This window comes from Oribacterium asaccharolyticum ACB7, assembly GCF_000238075.1.
Taxonomy (GTDB): domain Bacteria; phylum Bacillota; class Clostridia; order Lachnospirales; family Lachnospiraceae; genus Oribacterium; species Oribacterium asaccharolyticum.
Genome location: NZ_JH414504.1, coordinates 994,617 through 1,014,908, shown reverse-complemented (window position 1 = coordinate 1,014,908; position 20,292 = coordinate 994,617). Strand labels below are relative to the sequence as shown.

The following is a 20,292-nucleotide window of genomic DNA, read 5'->3' as shown; positions in this document are numbered from 1 at the left end:
TACGCAAGGAGGAGAACTGTATGAATGGATTTAAGGAAGTTATGGAAACATTACAGGAACAGAATATCGAGGTGCAACTTGTAGAACACGAAGCTGCCTTTACAATGGAGGATGCCGACAGAGCGATAGAGGGTATTCCGGGAGTTAGAACCAAGACCTTATTTTTAATGAATAAAAAGAAGACTAAATTTTATTTGTTAATTATGGATGAAGATAAGCGTTTGGACATGAGTGCCTTTAAAGATTTGGTGGATGACCGCCAGCTGAAAATGGCTTCTGAGGAGATGCTCTATGAGAAATTAGGTTTGCAGCCCGGTGGGGTATCCCCCTTCGGACTATTGAATAACAAGGACGGCGATGTGGAAGTGTATATTGATAAGGATATTGCGGAAGAAGAAAGAATGAGTTTTCATCCGAATACAAACGAGAAAACCGTCTTTATCAAGACAGTGGATTTATATCCGTTTTTGGAGCATATCGGACATCCTGCAAAAACAGTATTGCTATAGGTTTTTAGAACCATTTATTGCTGATTTAAAATCTGGAAGTAAGAATTCATTTTTAAAACTCTATTTCAGAAGATTTATAATCTCACCCTACATTTTACAATATTCCCCTACATGAAGAAGTTCATAGCAGACGAGAGATTGCACGCTACCCGTAGGATACTCGTTAAGAATAAAAAATCCCATTCGCAGAATTCTAACACAGAATTGCGAATGGGAAAATCTCTTGATTCAATTCTTTATTATATCTTTCCAACTAAGTCAATTCCGGGCTTTAAGGTCTTTTCTCCCGGTGTCCATCTTGCAGGGCAAACTTCATTGCCATGCTCAGCTACAAACTGGCAGGCCTGAACCTTACGAAGAAGCTCATCCGCATTTCTTCCGATATTTCCGGCACTTACTTCATAGGTTACAATCTTTCCTTCCGGATTCACAATGAAACTTCCTCTTTCTGCAAGGCTTCCGTTCTCCGGAAATACTTCAAAGGCCTTGGAAAGGCTATGGCTGGGATCGGAGAGCATCGGAAAGCTTAATTTTCCAATCTTGGAAGATGCATCGTGCCAAGCCTTATGCACGAAATGGGTATCGGTAGATACGGAATAGATTTCACAACCAATCTTCTGAAACTCCGCATACTTGTTCTGCAAATCTTCCAGCTCTGTAGGACAAACAAAGCTAAAATCCGCGGGATAGAAAAAGAATACAGACCACTTTCCTAAAATGTCCTTCTTCTCCACAGTGCAAAAGCTGTCCTTGTGGTAAGCGTTAACGGAAAAATCCTCCACTTCCTTGTTTAATAATGACATACTACCTCCTTTTTCTATAAGCTGTTACTACTAATAAGTAACAGAAGTTTTAAAACAATAATTATTATCATTATTCTATAGGGGTATTCTATCATTGTCAATGCAAAAATACAGCCGACTTTTTATTTTTGCTGTTGCTCTTTTATTTTTTAAATATAAAGTCGAGAAATCATAATTTGATAGTATTAAATAAATAAACTTTGAACATGGCGAAGGAAAATATTCCTTGGTCTTGTTTTTTAATGAATATTGCTTACGAAGTATGCCATACCTTTAGGGAACTGTCATACAGAGAATAAAGAAGTAATAACATCTTTTTTAAGAATCATAGCCATATCGGACGTTTTCTTGACATTATGCTTTCTGCATTCTATGGTACAATGAAAGAATAAAAAGAAATATTAGAAAGGGCGGGTGAGTTAAATACAAAGATTTAAGGAAGTCATGGAAAAATTGCAGGAGCAGATTATCGAGGTGCAACTTGTAGAACACGAAGCTGCCTTTACGATGGAGGATGCCAACAGAGCGATAGAGGGTATTCCGGGGGTTAGAACTAAGACCTTATTTTTAATGAATAAAAAGAAGACTAAATTTTATTTGTTAATTATGGATGAAGATAAGCGCTTGGATATGAGTGCCTTTAAAGACTTAGTGGATGACCGCCAGCTGAAAATGGCTTCGGAAGAGATGTTGTATGAGAAGTTGGGACTACAGCCCGGAGTTGTATCTCCTTTCGGTCTTTTAAACAACAAGGATAAGGATGTGGAGGTCTTTGTGGATAAGGATATTGCGGAGGAGGAAAGAATGAGTTTTCATCCGAACACGAATGAAAAAACAATCTTCATAAAGAGCCCGGACTTATATTCTTTTCTGGAAAAAATAGATCATCCGGCGAAAATTGTGTTATTGTAATGAGATTTCTTCAGATTTTCAAGAATAAAAGGCAGAGAGGTAAAACTCTACTGCCTTTTTTGTGTTCTTAACAAAATCAATATTGAATCATGCTTCCAGAAAAATAAAGGATATTCATATTCATGATAGGAAAGTGTAAGTCGGATATCTATATTTTTTCCCTAAAATAAGGTAATATAGAACAGTTAATAGAACGAGAAAAGGATAGCTATATGGGGAAGATTGTAGATAATTTAGATGATGTGGCAAAGCTTCTGTCAAAGAAGTCCGAGCAAAAAATAATATTAAAAAAAAGGAATCAAAGTCAGCGTATCTTACGTAATAAAAGAAATAAGAGAGAACACAATGAAGATAGGAAAATCATGCTTATTCCGGTACTAATCATTGTGTTGATTCTTCTCATCAAATTTCTGGAAGCATTAGGCTTGGGAGTTCCTCTTACACCAAAGAATAAAATAATAGCATCTGCTTCAGAGATGCAAAGCCCTTCCAATTTAGAGGAAGAAAAAAAGGATGATTCCCTGAAAGAATACAACGATGATGTTTTGGAAAAATTTTTCCGAGAATATTTTCAGGCAAAGCTTACTGCAGACGTAGAGACTCTGTATCGTTTGAGTGGTGTCACCAATCAAAGTACAGAGCAAACGAATAAGCTAAAGGCCCAATTGAAAACCCAGTCCGGTTATATTGAAGCGTATGAGGATATCAAAACCTATGCCGTCCCGGGAATCGGAGAGAATGAGAAACTTGTATTTTTACAATATAAGGTCCGCTTTAGAAGAGCAAAGACAGCTGCACCGGCGATTATGTATTGTTATATTAAGGTTAATGAAGCCAATGCCTTTGAATTAGTTGAAAATAAGACACCGGAGCAGACAAAGTTTGTATATGATTACATACAGACGCATCAAGAGGTAAAAGACCTGATTAATGCAGTGGATTCTCAACTCTTGGAAGCTTTGTCGTCCGACTCTCGCCTTGCCGTGCTTTATGATGCGTTTCAGACCGGAAGAATTTACAAGGAAGACCAGGCATCCATTGATTCGGAAGTTTCTCTTATTGAAATGGATGAGAATGGACCGACCGTATCGGAAAGTGAAAGTAGCAGTGAAAGCGATGGAACATCATCACTTTCGACCGAAAGTGAGGGTAGTGAGCAAAATGCTGCATCGGAAAGTAGCGAAACTGCGGTGATTGAGACGAGTGCAGGAACAGCGGCAACGGAAACCTCGGGAGGAGCGTAGAAACAGCTATAGCGGAAACCGCAAGAGGAGAGTAGAAAATGCGACTTGCTTTCAGTGATTTTTAAATATAGAAATTTAGAAGAAGAGTAGGGAGCGGAAAGAGATAAGATGAATACCAAAGATTTTTATTATGATTTACCGGAGGAGCTGATTGCGCAGGATCCCTTATTGAAGCGTTCGGCTTCCCGGCTTCTTGTGATGGATAGAAAAAGCGGTAAGATAGAACATAAGCATTTTGAAGATGTGCTTTCCTATCTTAGAGAAGGGGATTGTCTGGTTTTAAACAATACGAAGGTCATTCCTGCGCGCTTACACGGTGTAAAGACGGAAACCGGAGCACATGTGGAAGTTCTGCTCCTCACAAGGCTCACGGATAAGAGTTGGGAATGCATTGTAAGGCCGGGAAAGAAGCTCCGTGTCGGTGCTGAAATTATCTTTGCGGAGAATTTGCTATCGGGAACGGTTATCGAGTGTAAGGAAGACGGGAATCGAGTTGTAGAGTTCCATTTTGAGGGCATTTTCGAAGAAATCTTGGATAAACTTGGCGAAATGCCGCTTCCCCCTTATATCACAAAGCAGTTAGAAGATAAGACAAGATACAATACCGTCTATGCAAAGGAAGAGGGCTCAGCAGCGGCACCGACTGCGGGACTTCACTGGACAAAGGGGCTTCTTGAAAAGGTGCAGGAGAAGGGCATAAAAATTGCCTATGTCACGCTCCATGTGGGACTCGGGACCTTTCGCCCAGTGAAGGTGGAAGACGTGGAAAAACATCACATGCACTCGGAGCTCTATATCATCGATAAAGAAACCGCAGACTTAATCAACAGCACGAAGAAAGCCGGTGGAAGAATTATCTGCACGGGAACAACCTCCTGCAGGACAATTGAATCGAATGCCGATGAGAACGGCGTTCTCCATCCGGGAAGTGCATGGACGGATATTTTTATCTATCCGGGCTATCGTTTTAAAGTCATGGACGGGCTTATTACGAACTTTCATTTGCCGGAGTCGACACTCATTATGTTGGTGTCCGCCTTTTCTACGCGGGAAAATGTTTTGCATGCCTATCAGGAGGCGGTAAGGGAAAGGTACAGATTCTTCAGTTTTGGCGATGCCATGCTGATTAACTAACCGAGTTTTCGTGTTTTGTAAACAGAATCTCTCCGGCAACGTCTGTATTCCTATGTAAAAGAGAGGAGCTTAGCATGAATAATAATGCAATAGGGCGATCTTGGGATGATTTTGAAAAAGAGTTCTATACCGAAGAAAAAATTGCAAAGAGCGATTTGAGAGTCGCTCTGATGGGGAAGCGTATCCAAGTCGGAAACGAGAAGGAACTACCGCTAGGACAGAAAGTTGCTATAGTTCCAAACAAACAAGAGTAAATTGGAGAGAAATATGCGAATCAATAAATGGCTATCCTCCATGGGGATTTGCTCAAGAAGAGAGGCGGACCGTTTAATTTCCGAAGGGAAAATTAAGGTGAACGGAGAGGCAGCAAGTCTTGGGCAGGAAATCAGCGGAGAAGAAGATATAGAAATGGACGGAAAGTTCATTTCCGGACAAGGAGAGAAGCGGGAAAAGCCGAAAGAGGTTCTTCTTGCCTATTACAAGCCGCGCGGAGTGATTTGCACGACAGGAGAGAAGGACAGAGGGAAAAATGTCATAGAGGATATCCATTATCCCGAGCGTATTTACCCGATCGGACGGCTCGATAAGGATTCCGAAGGGCTCCTCCTTCTTACCAATCAAGGCGAGCTGGTTAATCAAATCAACAAGTCCAGGAGCGAAAAAGAGAAGGAATATATCGTGACAGTGGAAGAGGATATCACAAAGCATTTCCTGCGGGAAATGCGAGAAGGTGTCTATCTTAAGGAGCTGGATAGAACGACGAAGCCCTGTGTAGTTTTTCAGGAGGAAAATATTCCGGTTATGCAGAGAAAGAGGCAGTTTCATATCATTTTAACAGAGGGGCTTAATCGTCAGATTCGGAGAATGTGTGAGACGCTCGGATACAGGGTAAAACGTTTAAAAAGGGTACGCATCATGAATCTGACTGTGGACGGGCTAAAGCCCGGAGAATATCGGGAGATTCGGAAAGAAGAGCTGGGGCTTAAGTAAATGCTACCCTGCTTTTATAATGAGAGAATGATGAAAAGGACATGTGAAAAAGGATAAGGAAGCGTAAAAAAGAGCAAGAAAGAGTAAGTAAGAGTAAGGTATTCATCCTATAACTTTAAAAACAGAAAGAGAAACTATGGATAAGAGAAAACGGATAGAGGAGCTTGTCGAGCTTTTAAATCAGGCGGGGAAGGCGTATTACCAGGAAGGAAAAGAGATTATTTCCAACCTGGAATATGACAAAGCCTACGATGAACTGGTGCGTCTTGAGGAAGAGACAGGAATTGTCCTGTCTGCAAGTCCCACGCAAAATGTCGGATACAGCGTAGCTACGGCCCTTCCGAAGGAGGAGCATGCGAGCCCAATGCTTTCTCTTGATAAAACAAAGTCCGTAGAGACTTTACAAAGCTTTCTCGGGGAGCAGAAGGGGATTCTTTCCTGGAAACTCGACGGTCTTACGGTTGTGATAACTTATGAGAAGGGAGAGCTTGTCAAAGCGGTTACCCGCGGAAATGGCAGAATCGGAGAAATTGTTACGGAAAATGCAAAACGTTTTCGGAATCTTCCTTTACGGATTCCCTTTAAAGGAAGGCTGGTTCTTCGCGGAGAAGCGTTGATTCGCTATTCCGATTTCGCAAAAATCAATGAAGAAATTCCGGAAGAAGGGGCAAAATATAAGAATCCAAGGAATCTTTGCTCCGGTTCCGTTCGGCAACTGGACCCGAAAATCACCTGGGAAAGAAGAGTATATTTTTTCCCCTTTACGCTTGTATCGGTAGAGGAGGGAGAGGACAGGTCCTCTCGTGAGAGTGGAGGGCTTCCCGACTTTCATAACAGTCATGAAGCGGAATTCGAATTTTTAGAGCAACAGGGCTTTCAGGTTGTGGGACGCAGGACGGTAAACAAAGAGGAGCTTCCCGGGGCTGTTTCGGACTTTTCCGAACAGGTCAAGAAAAATGATTTTCCCTCCGACGGTCTGGTACTCCTTATGGACGATATAAGCTACGGAAAGAGTCTCGGGACTACGGCCAAGTTCCCTCGAAATGCCCTTGCTTTTAAATGGGAGGATGAGGAAGAAAAGACCATTCTTCGTGAGGTGGAATGGTCACCCAGCAGAACCGGTCTTATCAATCCCGTGGCGATATTTGACCCGGTCGAGCTGGAGGGGACCGTGGTGAGCAGGGCGAGCCTTCACAATATCAGCTACCTGGAAGACTTGAAGCTCGGAATCGGAGATGAAATTACGGTTTATAAGGCCAATATGATTATCCCGCAGATTGGGGAGAATCTCACGAAGTCGGGGCAGCTCCCGATTCCGGAGCATTGTCCTGCCTGTCACGAGGAAACGAAGATTGTACAGGATAAGGAAGCAAAGATGCTTTACTGTGAAAATCCCCATTGTCCGGCAAAGCGGATTAAGCAATTTGCTCTTTTTGTAAGTCGTGACGCCTTAAATATTGAGGGACTTTCCGAAATGACTTTGGAGAAATTTATCGGAAAGGGATTTATTCAGGAATTTCCGGATTTATTTTCCTTAAAAGAGCATAAGGAGGAGATTATCGCTATGGAGGGCTTCGGACAGAAGTCCTATGATAAGCTTATTGAAAATGCGGAGAAAGCAAGGGAAACGAGCCTTGCGAGGCTCCTTTACGGTTTAGGAATCGGGGGAATCGGAGCAAGTAATGCGAGAGTCCTTTCGGAAGCCTTTCATGATGATGCGGAGGCACTTTCCCGAGCAGAGCTCAGCGAGGTTGTGTCCATCAAAGGGATAGGACCAATACTGGGAGAAAGCATTGTCCGTTATTTTAAAGAAGAAGAAAATTGCAGGCTTTTCCGGAAACTCTTATCCATACTGCATCTCCATAAGGAGGAGAGAGCGGAAAATACTGCACTTTCCGGCAAGGTTTTTGTAATTACGGGCTCTTTAAACCATTTTCAAAATCGAAAGGAGCTGGAGGAGGAGATTCGAAAGGCTGGGGCAAGCACCGCTTCTTCCGTTTCGAAAAATACTTCTTATCTAATTAACAATGACAAGAATTCTACCAGCAGCAAGAATAAGAAAGCACAGGAACTCGGCATTCCGATTCTTTCGGAGGAGGATTTCTTAAAGCTCTTACAAGGCGAATAGAGGAGTACAAATGAATTTTCAAGGCTATGATTTATATTTTCCGCATCTGCAGATTGGCATCAAACATCTCGTAAACCACATCAGCCCCTTCGGTTTTACCATTGCCTTTTATGGAATCATTATCGGCTGCGGAATGTTGCTTGGGATGCTTGTGGCAAGTAAAGAGTATGTGAGATGCGGGTATAAGGCGGATGATATCCAGGATTTCGCGCTATTTGTTATCATTTTAGGGGTAATTGGGGCAAGAATTTACTATGTCATCTTTGAATGGGACTATTATTCTCAGCATCTTATGGAGATTCCAAATATCCGGCAGGGGGGACTTGCGATTTACGGAGGAGTTCTTACTGCAATTGCGACCTGTATTGTTTTTTGTAAGAAAAAGAAGCTGGATTTCTTTCCTATGGCGGATGCCGGTGTACTGGGACTTATTCTCGGACAGGCTATGGGACGCTGGGGAAACTTCTTTAATGCGGAGGCCTTCGGAGGCTATACAAACTCTCTCTTTGCCATGCGGATAAAGGAAGCGATTGTGAATCCTTTGATGATCAATGATAATGTGGCGGCTCATCTGCAAAATATAGATGGAATCAGCTATGTGCAGGTGCATCCCACCTTCCTGTATGAGAGTGTATGGGACCTTTGTGTTTTCTTCTTTCTCCTATGGTTTTCGAGAAGAAAGAAGTTTAAGGGGCAGATTTTCTTCCTTTACTTAGGGCTTTACGGCTTGGGACGCTTCTTTATCGAGGGGCTTCGTGCAGACTCTTTGATGCTTTTCGGTACGGGAATTGCGGTTTCCCAGGCACTTTCTCTTGTCCTTGTTATTGTGAGTATTGTCCTGCAGTATCTTTTTCTGAAAAGAGTGAAGTACGAGGAAATACAGAGGGGAAAGAAATACAGCGACGAAAATAGGAAAAGCAGCGAGGAAAGGAATAGAAGAGGATAGGGAAGGAATAGAATAATCGTCAATAGAAAAAAAGGGGCTGTGAAAAATCATTTTGATTTTTCACAGCCCCTTAAATATCTATCGTGACGTGAGCTGGCTTAATATCTTATTAGCCTTCATTTTCTATTACTTGGAACCTGGATACCAGTTCATTCATAATGTTTGCCTGTCCGGAAAGCTCTTCCGATGCAGCTGCTGACTCTTCAGCGGTTGCGGAGTTGGTTTGTACAACGGAAGAAATCTGGTCTGCACCGATGGTTAGTTGTTTAATGCCGGCTGCCTGCGCTTCGGAGGCACTGCTGATTTTTTCAATAATTTCCGTAATATCCTTAGCCTTGGTCTTAACCAGTTCCATGGACTCTGCAGTTTCATTACTGATTTGCGCTCCTCTTTCTACCGCATCAATGGTTTCCGCGATTAAAGAGCTGGTATTTTGTGCGGCTTTAGCGGATTTCTGTGCAAGATTTCCGACTTCATCCGCAACCACCGCAAAGCCCTTTCCGGCTGCTCCGGCACGTGCTGCCTCAATTGCGGCATTTAAGGAAAGAATGTTGGTCTGGAAGGCAATGTCATCAATAGTCTTAATGATCTTACTGATTTCATTGGATTTGTCCGTGATTTCCTGCATGGCAACGGACATTTCTTCCATCTTCTTATTACTGATTTCTACAGCTTCTACAGATTCCCGACTTAGCTTATTTGCTTTTAAGGATTGTTCGGCAGTTCCCTTAATCTTTTCGGAAATATCGTTCATTGTAGCACCAAGCTCTTCTATGGAAGAAGCCTGTTCCGTAGCACCTTGAGAAAGTGCCTGTGCACTGTTGGAAACCTGCTCCGCTCCGGAATTGACTTCCTCTGCGGAATTTTTAATTTCCGTCATGGTATGGGATAAATCTTTTGTAATATCTCGTAAGGAATGAAGCAGAGGCTTATAGTCTCCGGGATAGTTTTCTTCATTGGACAAATCCACACGGAAATTTCCCTGAGAAATGGCGCTGAGCTTTTCATTCAGTTCCAGAATGATTGCCTTTATCCTTGTCGTGACATTTTTAAAGGAGTCTGCCAGATGTCCGATTTCGTCCTTCTTGTCATATTTTACTTCCACGTTCAGATTACCGCTTGCAAGCTGGTCTCCGACTTGGGCAATCATCTTAAGCGGATTCAAGGTTTTCTTGACCAGAAGGTAGGTTGCTACGATAAGAATGACGGTACCGGATAAACCAATGAGCAGTGCTAAGGTAATTAACCTGCGGGTTACTTGCTGATAGTCGCTGTCCGCAATACTCATAAGACTCCACCAGGTGGTATTTCCAAACTCCGTAGGAGCGAGATAAACGCGTCTTTTCACACCGGAGCTATTGATGACTGTCATGTGGAAGGGATTACCTTCCTTCATTTTTTCGCTGATTGCAGAAAAATCTTCTTTTGTTACGGCATCTGTGAGGTTCTTTCCCTTTAAACTTTCGTTGGAGACATACATAAAGTTTCCGTCACTGTCTATTACGGAAGTGAAAAGACTGGGGAAACGGGAATCCTCATGCTTTAAAGCATCAAAAGAGGCTAAATCCATCTCAATCGTGATAACCCCTTTAAAGTCATTGTCGGCAATAATGGGATCACAAATGGAAATCACGGTTTTACTGGGATCCTCATCCAAGGTATAGGCAACTGTGAGGGTCGGTTTCTGTGTGCTCTTTGCAGTGGTGTAATAGCTTTTATCTTTGTAGTAATCAAATGGATAGTTGATGATGTCTCTGGTTTCTACACTTTTAAAGGTTGTATAGGGACCGTAGTCTTTTACACCGTCGATTACTTTGTTTGCTTCAAAGAAATATCCAACACCTGTAATATTGGGGTTACTTTTGAGGGTGGAATACATGGAGTTCATCATCACAACTTCCGCATTGTATCGGCTCGCGGGCACTTCTCGGTCTAAGATACGAGAGCGAAAAGTCGTACCGGACATCGGTGTAATCTGCTCCGGAATCAATTGATTGTCTTTTTTCTCATTGATTTTCCAAGGATTTGCCGGAACTCCGCCGATTTCATCCTTTTGTCCCCATACAAAGCTGATTGATTCTTTCATGCTACCGGAGAGAGTCGTGATTTCACCAAGAATATCCTCGGTTTTTTCTCCTGTTAAAGTGAGCAGGTCATCCATGTTTTTATCTAGATTTTTTTTCGTGGATTGGCTTCCCAGGTCAACAATAAAGTAGCTTAATCCGAGTATAATGAGAAATCCCAATAGACCCAGGGTGATAGACAAACGGGTACTTAAACTGAGCCCCTTTGCCTCCTTTTGTCTTGCCGCTTTTTTCGAATCCTTCGTTTTCATACAGAAATCCTTCCTTGCTTTTTACGTAGAGTAATCTTCTTCTCCAAAGATACTCCATAGAATAAGAATACATTTATCTTTTATCTATAAAAGATACCTAGAGCATTCATCGACCTATTTTGTTTTCCTATAAGAAAAAAATAGAGCAGAATGCAATAAATAGAAGAAAAATTTTGATCTATAACGAATACCGTGTATTTTAGATATAACATCGTATTTTCAACGAGTTTTGCTCGTGAAGCCTGCGGTATTTCATTTGAAAAAGGGAAGGAAAATGATAGATAAAAATATGGAAACTATGCTATACTGTGCTTGTTGCAATCATCTATATAGATGAAGAAATTGGTAAAGTTTTTATGCTGTTTTGCCAAATGAACAAAAGAAGTGCGAGAGGAATCTCACAAATTGAGTAGAAAAAGAGTTCTTTATTTGAGAATATTTTCGCACAAGAAAAAAGGAGGAAGATTATGAAGAAAATGCTCAGTGTTGCCTTGTCCGCTATTATGGCAGCATCTCTTATGGCCTGCGGTGGCGGAAGCGCCAAGGGCACAGAGACAAAGGCGGCGCAAACAGAGGCCGGAAGCGAGGCAAAGGAAGCTGCAGAGACGGAAAAAGCGGGTGAAAAGACCGATGCGGGTGAAGCGGTATCTCTGGAGGGAAAAACAGTTGGCTTTGCACAGACCGACAGCATGTCCGCATGGAGAACAACAGAGACGGACAGCATTAAGAAGGCAGTAGAGGAAGCCGGCGGAAAGCTGGTAGTCAAGGATGCCGGAGGAGATATTGCTACACAGGAATCCGATATTCGTGACCTGGTTGCCGCAAAAGTGGATTATCTGGTGGTTGCTCCTTTAGAGAACAATGGTTTGCAGAGTGCCCTGGAAGAGGCTATGGAGGCAAAGATTCCGGTTATTCTCGTTGACCGTGCCATTGACGGAGAAGCGGGAAAGTATTTTACAACTTCCATCCGTTCCGACTTTGTTTGGGAGGGAGAGCAGTGCGCCAAGGCTTTGGAGACTGCTTTACCGGACGGCGGAAACGTTGTAATCATCAACGGCGGTTATGATTCTTCCACCTCCACAGATAGACAGGACGGCTTTGTAAATACCCTGGATTCTTCCAAGTTCAAGGTAGTTGCCGAGCAGGACGGACAATGGCTTATGGATAAGGCACAGGCCGTTATGGAAAATATACTCCAGGCTCAGGGGGGAGAGAATATTAATGCGGTTTACTGTGTTACCGATGATATGGCGCAGGGTGCCATGAAGGCAATCGAAGCAGCCGGACTGACTCCCGGTAAGGACATTCTGATTCTGGGAATTGATGGAACAAAGGCGGCATTTAAGGATATTGAAGCCGGAAGACAGCTGGCTTCCTGCACCTGTTCTCCTTATTTCGGACCGATTGTTGTGGAGACCATCGGAAAGATTGCTAAGGGTGATACCGTTCCGGAAAACATTACCAATGAAGATACCCTGTACACAAAAGAGAATGTACAGGTTGACTTAGGATTCTAAAGAAGTATTTGGGGCTGTGAAAGAAGAAAATTATGTCTTCGTGCTTTTTGAGCCGTAGTTTTCCGCTCTTTCACAGTCTTTTTTTCAGCAAAAAACGCCGAAGTTTCCAAGAAATATTGGATGGTAAGGAGGGGAAATGAGCGTGCTGTTAAGGATGGAAGGGGTGGAAAAATCCTTTCCCGGAGTCAAAGCGCTAAAAGGAATAAGCCTTGAGGTGGAAGAGGGCGAGGTTCATGCTCTGATGGGAGAAAACGGAGCCGGAAAGTCCACATTGATTAAGGTATTGACGGGAGTATACGGAAGAGATCAGGGGAAAATTTATTTTGCAGGGGAGGAAATCCATTGTAAGTCTCCTGCCGAGGCGGGAGAAATCGGGATTTCGACTATTTACCAGGAATTAAACCTGATTCCGTATCAGACCGTTTACGAGAATATGTTTTTGGGAAGAGAACTGAAAAAAAATGCCTTTTTCCTGGATAGAAAAGCAATGCAGGATGAGGCTGAAAAGGCGCTGTCGGACTTGGGGCTGGAGATTGATGTGACGAAAAGTCTGAATCATTATTCTACGGCAATTCAGCAAATGGTGGCGATAGCCCGGGCTGTGCGTTCCAAGGCACGTCTTGTGATTATGGATGAGCCGACGTCCTCCTTGGATCAAACTGAGGTGAGGGTATTATTTCGCATTATTCGACAACTGAAAGAAAAGAAAATCAGTGTTTTATTTATCAGTCATAAATTGGATGAAGTGTATGAAATCTGCGATAATTTGACCATTTTCCGAGACGGAGAAACGGTGGGACGTTATGCAGTGCAGGATATAGATCAGTATAAGCTCATATCTCTTATGATAGGAAAGGAATGGAAAGAGAGAGAACGAGAGGATAAAAAAAGCTTTTCCGATGCGGAGACATTGCTGTCCGTTAAGAATGCCAAGCTTGCCATGCGCCTTTCCGGAGTAAACCTTTCCATCAGAAAAGGAGAAATCCTGGGGCTCGCCGGTCTTCTCGGATCGGGAAGGACGGAGCTTGCCGAACTGCTTTTCGGAACGGAGAAGGCAGGGGAAGGAGAGGTTTTTTGGATGGACGAAGCCTATTTCCGGAGAAATCCATCCAAGTCTATTGAAAAAGGAATGGGATTTTGCACCGAAGACCGGAAGACGGAGGGGATACTGCCGAATCTTTCCGTAGAAGAAAATATGACGATTGCCATGCTTCCAAAGTTGCAGAAACATGGTTTCATCGACTTTAAAAAGCAGAAAGAACTGGCTAAACGCTATGTGGAACTTTTCAATATTAAAACGCCTTCCCTTGCGCAAAAGATTCGCAATCTGAGCGGAGGAAACCAGCAAAAAGTCTTGCTGGCACGTTGGATGTGTATGAATCCGAAGCTGATGATTCTGGATGAACCGACCAGAGGAATTGATGTCGGTGCAAAGGAAGAGATAGAGAAGTTGATACAGGGCTTATCCGCGGAAGGCATTTCCGTCTTGATGATTTCCTCGGAGCTGAGTGAGCTTGCGAGAAACTGTCACAGAGTGGTAGTACTTCGAGACGGAAAAGTCAGGGGCGAGATAGAAGGAGATGCCATTTTTGAAGATTCCATCATGACGCTGATTGCGGAAGATGCAAAGGAGGGAGAAGAGGATGAAGCAAAGTAAAAACAGTCGTTTCTCTGATTATGCCTCCTTACTTTTTTTGGCGGGTCTTTTGCTTTTTAACAGTATATTCACACCGAATTTTTTCAGACTCGGAACCTTGCAGAACTCCATTACGCAGCTTTGCCCTACCATTCTTTGCGGGATGGGAATGACTTTGGTCATATCAACGGGAGGAATTGATATCTCCGTAGGGTCTCTCATGGCTTTATCCGGTGTTGTTATGGCGAAATGTATGGAAAGGATCGGCATCTTCCCGGGAATTCTTCTCGGTATAGGTTTTGCGGTCCTTATCGGAATGTTCACGGGAATCATGGTTGGAAAATTGAAATTGCAGGCCATGGTCATTACCCTCGGGCTGATGCTCGGTGTTCGCGGTGCGGCACAGGTACTTTGTGACGGAAGAGACATTTATTTTAATACCTTAGGAGAGAGAGGAGAGCTGCTTTCCGACTTTGGTACGCTTAAGTTTTTTAATCTTATTCCTGTGCAGCTGCTTCCCATTTTCATTTCCGTGCTTTTGATCTGGATTCTGATTAAGAAAACAACTTTGGGTGTTCAAATTCAGGCGGTAGGAGACAGCATCAAATCCAGTAATCTGGTGGGAATCCATACGAACAGGGTATTTGTCTTCGTCTATGGCTTAAGTGGCTTTTTTGCGGCTATAGCGGGAATCATGCAAGCTGCCAAAGTTTCTGTTGCTGCCGGAAGTTCGCTGGGTCAACTGGCAGAGCTGGATGCCATTGCGGCGGTAGTTATTGGTGGTACCCCGATGAGCGGAGGAAGAGCAAGAGTGCTTGGCACAGTGCTGGGAGCAATGATTATGCAGTGTATCACGTTGACCTGTGTTATGAACAATATTCCGGATCAGTATGCACAGGTGGTAAAGGCCATGATTATTGTTTTTGCCGTTTACATTCAAAGGGAAAGGAGCTAGGGATGGAAAAAGAGAGTAAGGCTTTGTCCGCTGTTCGAACGGATAAAGCGGTTTTTAAGAAAATGGCATTAAATAAGACCTTCCTGGCCTTTCTGCTTCTTTGTATTTTAAGCGGCTTGATTTTTCGGGATAAACATTTTCTTTCCTTGGAAAATGCAATGAACATTCTTTTGAAGGCGTCTAAAAACGGAGGGCTCTTGGCTTTGGGAATGACGTTCGTTATTTTGAGCGGGGAAATCGACCTTTCCGTGGGAGCGGTGTTCGCCTTAAGCGGAGTAGTAATGGGACTCGTAGGGGAGGTGAATCCATTTCTTGGAATTTTTGCCGGAATCATGGTCGGTGTCCTTACCGGAGCAATGATTTCATTCCTGGTCTGCAAAATGCGAATTTCTTCCTGGATTGCCTCTCTTTCGATGCTCTTTGCTTTAAGAGGAATGGTACAAATATTAGCAAAAAAGTCTGTTGCCATTAAAGATCCGGTTCTGCTCTTTGCCAAGGCAAAGCTTTTTTCCAATCTTATTCCCGGCGTTACGGGCGGTATATCCGTCCTGATTGTATTCTTCTTTGCCTTTTTCTTTCTTTGTCGTTATTTGGCGGAAAATACAAAATTCGGGATGCGACTTTATGCCAGCGGCGGAAATGAAGAAGCTGCAAAGCTTATGGGAATTCAGGTGAAGAAAATCAAGAGCATAGCTTTCTTTCTGTCCGGTTTTATTGCCGCTCTATCCGGTGTCTTTTTGACATCCAGCAGCGGGAGTGCTACATTGAGTGCCGGAAATCTCTATGAAACCTATGCGATTGCCATGTGTGCAATCGGAGGCATCCAGCTTAGCGGCGGGCAGGGAAAATTTTCAGGAACTTTTTTCGGTATTTTGATTTATTATATTATTAATACCCTGTTCACTTACCTGCCATCCTCCATATCCGTGCATTGGCAGTCTATTATCATGGGCATTTTGGTTATTCTGTCTGTAGCAATGCAGTCGGAAATTTTCCATCAAAAGAAGTAGGAGAGACGGAAATGAGCGAGTTAAGAAACAAATTGTCTTCCGTGTTTGGAGAAAAACTGAATAGAGAAAATCCTCTCCCGGAGCATCCTCGTCCTCAGTTTAAGAGAGCTGCGATGCAAAGCTTAAACGGAGAATGGATTTATCGTGTAGTGCAAAAAGAAGATAGGAAGGAAGTTTTTCGCGGAAAGATTCTCGTTCCCTTTTCTCCGGAAACGGAGCTTTCCGGAGTGGGACGAATGCTGAATCCCGATGAAGTCTTTGAATACAGAAAGAACTTTGTTTCTGCTTTTCAACCCGAAAAGGAAAGGCTCCTTCTGCATTTCGGTGCGGTTGACCAGGAATGCGAGGTCTTTGTAAATGGAGAAAAGGTAGGAGAGCATAAGGGAGGATATACCGGCTTCAGCATGGATATTTCCGAACAGTGCACGGAGGAAAGTAATCTTTTACTGGTGAGAGGAACAGATGGAAGCGAGACGGTTCCCCATGCCAGAGGAAAGCAAAGGTGGAAGAAAAACTGTCGTTATTCTTCTATTTTCTATACCGGACAAAGTGGAATCTGGAAGTCCGTTTGGCTTGAGAAAGTACCGAAAAATTATTTAAGGTATGCGAAGATGACAGCGGATTTGGATGAGGAGGGAGTTCGTTTTTCCTTTGCGGTAAATTCCCCTGCAGAAGAGGAGAAAATCGAAGAAAGTGTGCATGTTCGGATTTTTGAGCCGCAGATTTTTGCTTCAAAAACAAAAGAAGGGGAGAAAGGTGCCGACCCTGTAAAGGAAGCGGAAGAAAAGCCCATTCATACGGAAGGAATGCATTTACTCTATGAAGGAGAAGCAAGGCCGGGAGAGGAATTTTTCTGTAAACTTGCCCTAATAAAGCCTTGGAGTACGGAAGAACCCTATTTATATCCGGTCCAATTTCAGTATGGAGAGGACAGCGTGGAATCGTATTTTGCGTTTCGCAAGCTTTCTCTCGGGAGAGATAAAAAGGGGATCTTGCGCTTCTTCTTAAACAATAAGCCAACCCTTTTTACCGGCCTTTTGGATCAGGGTTATTGGCCTGAGAGCTTAATGACGGCTCCTTCCGATGAGGCATTACTTTACGACATCCGTAAGACCAAGTCCTTTGGCTTCAATACCATTCGGAAACACATGAAAGTTGAGCCGGATCGTTTTTATTACCACTGTGACAGAGAGGGGATTTTTGTTTGGCAGGATATGCCGTGCGGAGGCGGGACCTACAATCATTTCTTTGTGACGGATTTTCCGAATGTTTGGGATAAGGGTGCCAGAAAAATCAAGGACAGTCACTATAAACTCTTTGCAAGGCAGGACCAGGCGGGAAGAGAGCAGTATTATAAGGACTTGGAGGAAATGGTGGAAGAACTGTACAACCACCCCTCCATTGTACTTTGGACGCCCTTTAATGAGGGATGGGGACAGTTTGATGCGCGTGTTGCCACCGAAAAACTTCGAAAATGGGATAAGACAAGGCTGATTAATGAGGCCTGTGGATGGTTCGATCAAGGGGGAGGGGATCTCTTTTCTATTCATAATTACCGTTATGCTTTAAAGATTAAGCCCGAGAAGAACAGAGTCGTGGCACTTACGGAGTTCGGAGGGTATGCTTTTCCGCTAAAAGAGCACTTGTGGAGCAAGAAAGAGTTCGGCTATAAATTCTTTTCTTCGGAGGAAGAAGTAACGGCGGCCTATGAAAAACTGTGGGAGAGGGACATCTTCCCCAATGTGGAAAAAGGCTTAAGTGCGGCAATTTATACGCAGACCTCGGACATTGAGGAGGAAATTAACGGACTGATGAGTTATGATCGAAAGGTGGATAAGCTTACGAAGGAGATACTCAAAAAGCTGAATAAAAAACTGATGGAGGCGTATCATTCCTGCTTCTAAGGCGGAAAAAGACCTCGCAGCAACAAGATTGGTTAAAGAAAATAAGATGGAAAGGAACGGGAAGAATTGTGGATGGAGAGAATAAGCAAGCTGTAGAACAGGAAATGGTACATACGGAAAATGCTCTGGCGGAAGGAATAGACCTTCATTCCTTGGAGGAAGAGGTTTACCTCCTTACCGGTGAATTTATAGAAAAGGCAAAATTGAAGAAGGGGCAGCTTTTTGTGGTAGGCTGTTCCACTTCGGAGGTTTTGGGCGAAAAAATCGGAACGGCATCGAGTTATTCCACGGCCGAAGCTTTATTTCGGGGAATTTACCGAGCTGCAAATGAGTCGGATCTTTTTCTCTGCACCCAGTGCTGTGAACATTTGAACCGTGCCATTATAACGGATAAAGAGGCCGCTTTGGCACATGGCCTTATGCCCCATCTTGTGAACGTGATTCCGAAAGAAAAGGCAGGAGGCTCCTTCTCAACAGTGGCATACGAGAACTTTGCGAACCCCGTTGCTCTGGAAAAAGTTCGTGCAGACGGCGGAATCGATATCGGAGATACTTTTATAGGAATGCATTTAAAGGAGGTGGCGGTTCCGCTTCGCTTAAGCAAAAATACGCTCGGCTCCGCCCATCTTACCGCGGCAAGAGTCAGACCGAAGTTTGTGGGAGGAAGCAGAGCGGTATATGATGAAAACTTACTCTAGGGTTTTTCTGTGATTGCATTACATAGATAGGGAAATAGGGGCACGCTCTCGCTAACCTAGATATGAATCGCGTCAGATCGATTTCCGCTTAGTAAGCTGTCATGCTGGAGGTCACTTCTATGGATGCGGTTCTCTCTTTTCAGCATCCATATTGGAAGAAGGAATACTTTAAAAAAGTAGCAAAGTATCCATAGGATAAAAGATTTCAATTGCAGACCCCGGAAATAAAAGAGGTAGCCTTCCAAGAGAAAGATAGCGTTTAGGCCAATATTGAATAAGGTGGCCGGACTTGCAAAGGACAGATTTGTGGGCATTTCCGGTCGATAATATTTTACGGCATAGAGGGAAAGAAGCGAGATGTTATAAACGCAGATTGGCTTCTTTTCTTTTCGATAGAAAACGATGGATTTTCGGTTATAAAGAAAGACGCCTCCTTTTTTAACGAGGCATGCTTCGGAAATCCAGACATGGCTTACCGCATTGATTTCTTCCCAGGGCACGAAAAGTTTAATAGAAGGGAGATAAATCCCTTCTCTTCCCACCTTCAGTTTTTTATAAAAATAAAAAGGGAGAGAGACGAGGAGCAGGATGCCGTTTCCGTAGAGGGCAAACTCCCCCGGGCTTAACTTTAGTTCATAACGAGTATCGCACGCAAAGCGTGCGGTATCTCGTTTGACAACCGAAAGATCCACATCTAAGCTGTCAAAGCCCTGTCTCTTTCCGACAACATAAAAAAATAGAATGAGAAGGGCGAAGATAAAGGTAAAATAGCGATAATAAATACTGTGAAAGGAAATCCCTTTTTCCATCTGTTTTACTCTGCCTTTTCTCTTGTCTTATTTTTCTTTGCTATACACTTGCAAATCGGGTTTCCCTTGGCGGAGAACTTTTCTTCATACTCTGTCATAATATTTCCCTCGGAAAGAGTTTCGTCATGATGGAGGTCAAAACTTTTTGCGAGGATGTCCCAGCCATTTTCCTGAAAGCTCTCCAAAGAATAATCGAATAAATCCCGGTTATCCGTCTTAAATTCAATATGTCCGTCCCCGGAAAGAACTTGCTCATAGAGTTTTAAAAACACCGGACTTGTGAGTCTTCGATTGGCCTGTCTCTTTTTCGGCCAGGGATCGGAAAAGTTCAAGTAAATCGTATCGACCTCCCCGGCAGAAAAAACCTCCGAAAGAAATCTTGCATCCATGCTCATATAGTAGAGATTTTTCAAGACCGTTCCGGCCTCTTCTTCCTTTTCCCGCCTTTTTATGGCCTTAAAGAGCACACTGTCATACCGCTCAATGCCGATGAAGTTCCGTTCAGGATTTCGTTTTGCCATTTCAAAAATAAATTTTCCCTTTCCCATACCGATTTCCAGGCAAAGCGGCCTCTTATTCTTAACGAGTATCGTTTGCGTAGCGTGCGGATTTTCGTTGGAAAAGAGTTTTTCGGAAAAATGTCCTTTTAATGCCTCCGGATTCTGAATCACAAAGGGGGAGTCGGAGACGAATTCCTCCGAACCGGTAATATGTCTTAATCTCATAAATCTCCTTATTCCAAAAGTATGCGGTTCATTTTTT

General features: G+C 43.3%; 18 protein-coding genes. 14 read left to right on the top strand and 4 right to left on the bottom strand.

From position 1 onward, the window contains the following. Positions 1 to 20 precede the first annotated feature (20 nt). Complete coding sequence (locus tag HMPREF9624_RS04515) at positions 21 to 509, top strand: prolyl-tRNA synthetase associated domain-containing protein (RefSeq protein ID WP_009536723.1); 489 nt, start codon at positions 21 to 23, stop codon at positions 507 to 509. Positions 510 to 748: 239 nt separating this feature from the next. Here the strand turns inward: HMPREF9624_RS04515 and ahpC are convergent, their stop codons facing one another. Beyond that, positions 749 to 1,312: an alkyl hydroperoxide reductase subunit C gene (gene ahpC / locus HMPREF9624_RS04510; protein ID WP_007157979.1), complete on the bottom strand. Its 564-nt coding sequence runs from the start codon at positions 1,310 to 1,312 to the stop codon at positions 749 to 751. Positions 1,313 to 1,756: 444 nt separating this feature from the next. On the opposite strand from ahpC, the gene HMPREF9624_RS04505 reads away from it, so the two are divergent. The 7 genes from HMPREF9624_RS04505 to lgt all read left to right on the top strand — a co-directional run bounded on the left by HMPREF9624_RS04505 (position 1,757) and on the right by lgt (position 8,666). Next, positions 1,757 to 2,224 carry a prolyl-tRNA synthetase associated domain-containing protein gene (locus HMPREF9624_RS04505; RefSeq protein ID WP_009536722.1) on the top strand — a complete coding sequence of 156 codons (468 nt, stop codon included), beginning with the start codon at positions 1,757 to 1,759 and terminating at the stop codon, positions 2,222 to 2,224. A gap of 212 nt (positions 2,225 to 2,436) precedes the next feature. Continuing rightward, positions 2,437 to 3,468 (top strand): hypothetical protein, encoded by a 1,032-nt coding sequence (locus HMPREF9624_RS04500; RefSeq protein WP_009536721.1) that lies wholly within the window; start codon positions 2,437 to 2,439, stop codon positions 3,466 to 3,468. Between the two features lie 108 nt (positions 3,469 to 3,576). Beyond that, positions 3,577 to 4,602 (top strand): tRNA preQ1(34) S-adenosylmethionine ribosyltransferase-isomerase QueA, encoded by a 1,026-nt coding sequence (queA, locus tag HMPREF9624_RS04495; protein WP_009536720.1) that lies wholly within the window; start codon positions 3,577 to 3,579, stop codon positions 4,600 to 4,602. Positions 4,603 to 4,676: 74 nt separating this feature from the next. After that, positions 4,677 to 4,856, top strand: a complete 180-nt coding sequence (locus HMPREF9624_RS04490; protein ID WP_009536719.1) for a hypothetical protein — start codon at positions 4,677 to 4,679, stop codon at positions 4,854 to 4,856. A 13-nt stretch (positions 4,857 to 4,869) separates the two neighbouring features. Beyond that, a complete protein-coding gene (locus HMPREF9624_RS04485) occupies positions 4,870 to 5,592 on the top strand; it encodes a pseudouridine synthase (protein WP_009536718.1) in 723 nt (240 codons plus the stop codon). A gap of 136 nt (positions 5,593 to 5,728) precedes the next feature. Next, positions 5,729 to 7,720, top strand: coding sequence for an NAD-dependent DNA ligase LigA (gene ligA, locus HMPREF9624_RS04480; RefSeq protein WP_009536717.1), 1,992 nt, complete (start codon positions 5,729 to 5,731; stop codon positions 7,718 to 7,720). A gap of 10 nt (positions 7,721 to 7,730) precedes the next feature. Further along, positions 7,731 to 8,666, top strand: coding sequence for a prolipoprotein diacylglyceryl transferase (gene lgt, locus HMPREF9624_RS04475; protein WP_009536716.1), 936 nt, complete (start codon positions 7,731 to 7,733; stop codon positions 8,664 to 8,666). Positions 8,667 to 8,775: 109 nt separating this feature from the next. On the opposite strand, the gene HMPREF9624_RS04470 is transcribed toward lgt, so the two are convergent. After that, complete coding sequence (locus HMPREF9624_RS04470; RefSeq protein WP_009536715.1) at positions 8,776 to 11,001, bottom strand: methyl-accepting chemotaxis protein; 2,226 nt, start codon at positions 10,999 to 11,001, stop codon at positions 8,776 to 8,778. 467 nt (positions 11,002 to 11,468) lie between these two features. Here HMPREF9624_RS04470 and HMPREF9624_RS04465 point away from each other — a divergent pair, with 467 nt between their 5' ends. From HMPREF9624_RS04465 to HMPREF9624_RS04440, 6 genes are all read left to right on the top strand, one after another. After that, entirely contained in the window at positions 11,469 to 12,518 is a 1,050-nt protein-coding gene (locus tag HMPREF9624_RS04465) for an ABC transporter substrate-binding protein (RefSeq protein WP_009536714.1), read from the top strand. A 136-nt stretch (positions 12,519 to 12,654) separates the two neighbouring features. Continuing rightward, positions 12,655 to 14,175, top strand: coding sequence for a sugar ABC transporter ATP-binding protein (locus tag HMPREF9624_RS04460; RefSeq protein WP_009536713.1), 1,521 nt, complete (start codon positions 12,655 to 12,657; stop codon positions 14,173 to 14,175). Continuing rightward, positions 14,162 to 15,109 carry an ABC transporter permease gene (locus HMPREF9624_RS04455; RefSeq protein ID WP_009536712.1) on the top strand — a complete coding sequence of 316 codons (948 nt, stop codon included), beginning with the start codon at positions 14,162 to 14,164 and terminating at the stop codon, positions 15,107 to 15,109. The genes HMPREF9624_RS04460 and HMPREF9624_RS04455 overlap by 14 nt, the downstream gene beginning before the upstream one ends. A gap of 2 nt (positions 15,110 to 15,111) precedes the next feature. Then, a complete protein-coding gene (locus HMPREF9624_RS04450; protein WP_009536711.1) occupies positions 15,112 to 16,119 on the top strand; it encodes an ABC transporter permease in 1,008 nt (335 codons plus the stop codon). Positions 16,120 to 16,130: 11 nt separating this feature from the next. Continuing rightward, positions 16,131 to 18,023, top strand: a complete 1,893-nt coding sequence (locus HMPREF9624_RS04445; protein ID WP_009536710.1) for a glycoside hydrolase family 2 protein — start codon at positions 16,131 to 16,133, stop codon at positions 18,021 to 18,023. 104 nt (positions 18,024 to 18,127) lie between these two features. Further along, complete coding sequence (locus HMPREF9624_RS04440) at positions 18,128 to 18,721, top strand: TIGR01440 family protein (protein ID WP_036594743.1); 594 nt, start codon at positions 18,128 to 18,130, stop codon at positions 18,719 to 18,721. Between the two features lie 56 nt (positions 18,722 to 18,777). Here the strand turns inward: HMPREF9624_RS04440 and HMPREF9624_RS04435 are convergent, their stop codons facing one another. Both HMPREF9624_RS04435 and trmB read right to left on the bottom strand, forming a co-directional pair. After that, positions 18,778 to 19,530 carry a hypothetical protein gene (locus tag HMPREF9624_RS04435; protein ID WP_009536708.1) on the bottom strand — a complete coding sequence of 251 codons (753 nt, stop codon included), beginning with the start codon at positions 19,528 to 19,530 and terminating at the stop codon, positions 18,778 to 18,780. 5 nt (positions 19,531 to 19,535) lie between these two features. Next, entirely contained in the window at positions 19,536 to 20,255 is a 720-nt protein-coding gene (trmB, locus tag HMPREF9624_RS04430; protein ID WP_009429879.1) for a tRNA (guanosine(46)-N7)-methyltransferase TrmB, read from the bottom strand. Positions 20,256 to 20,292: the final 37 nt, after the last annotated feature.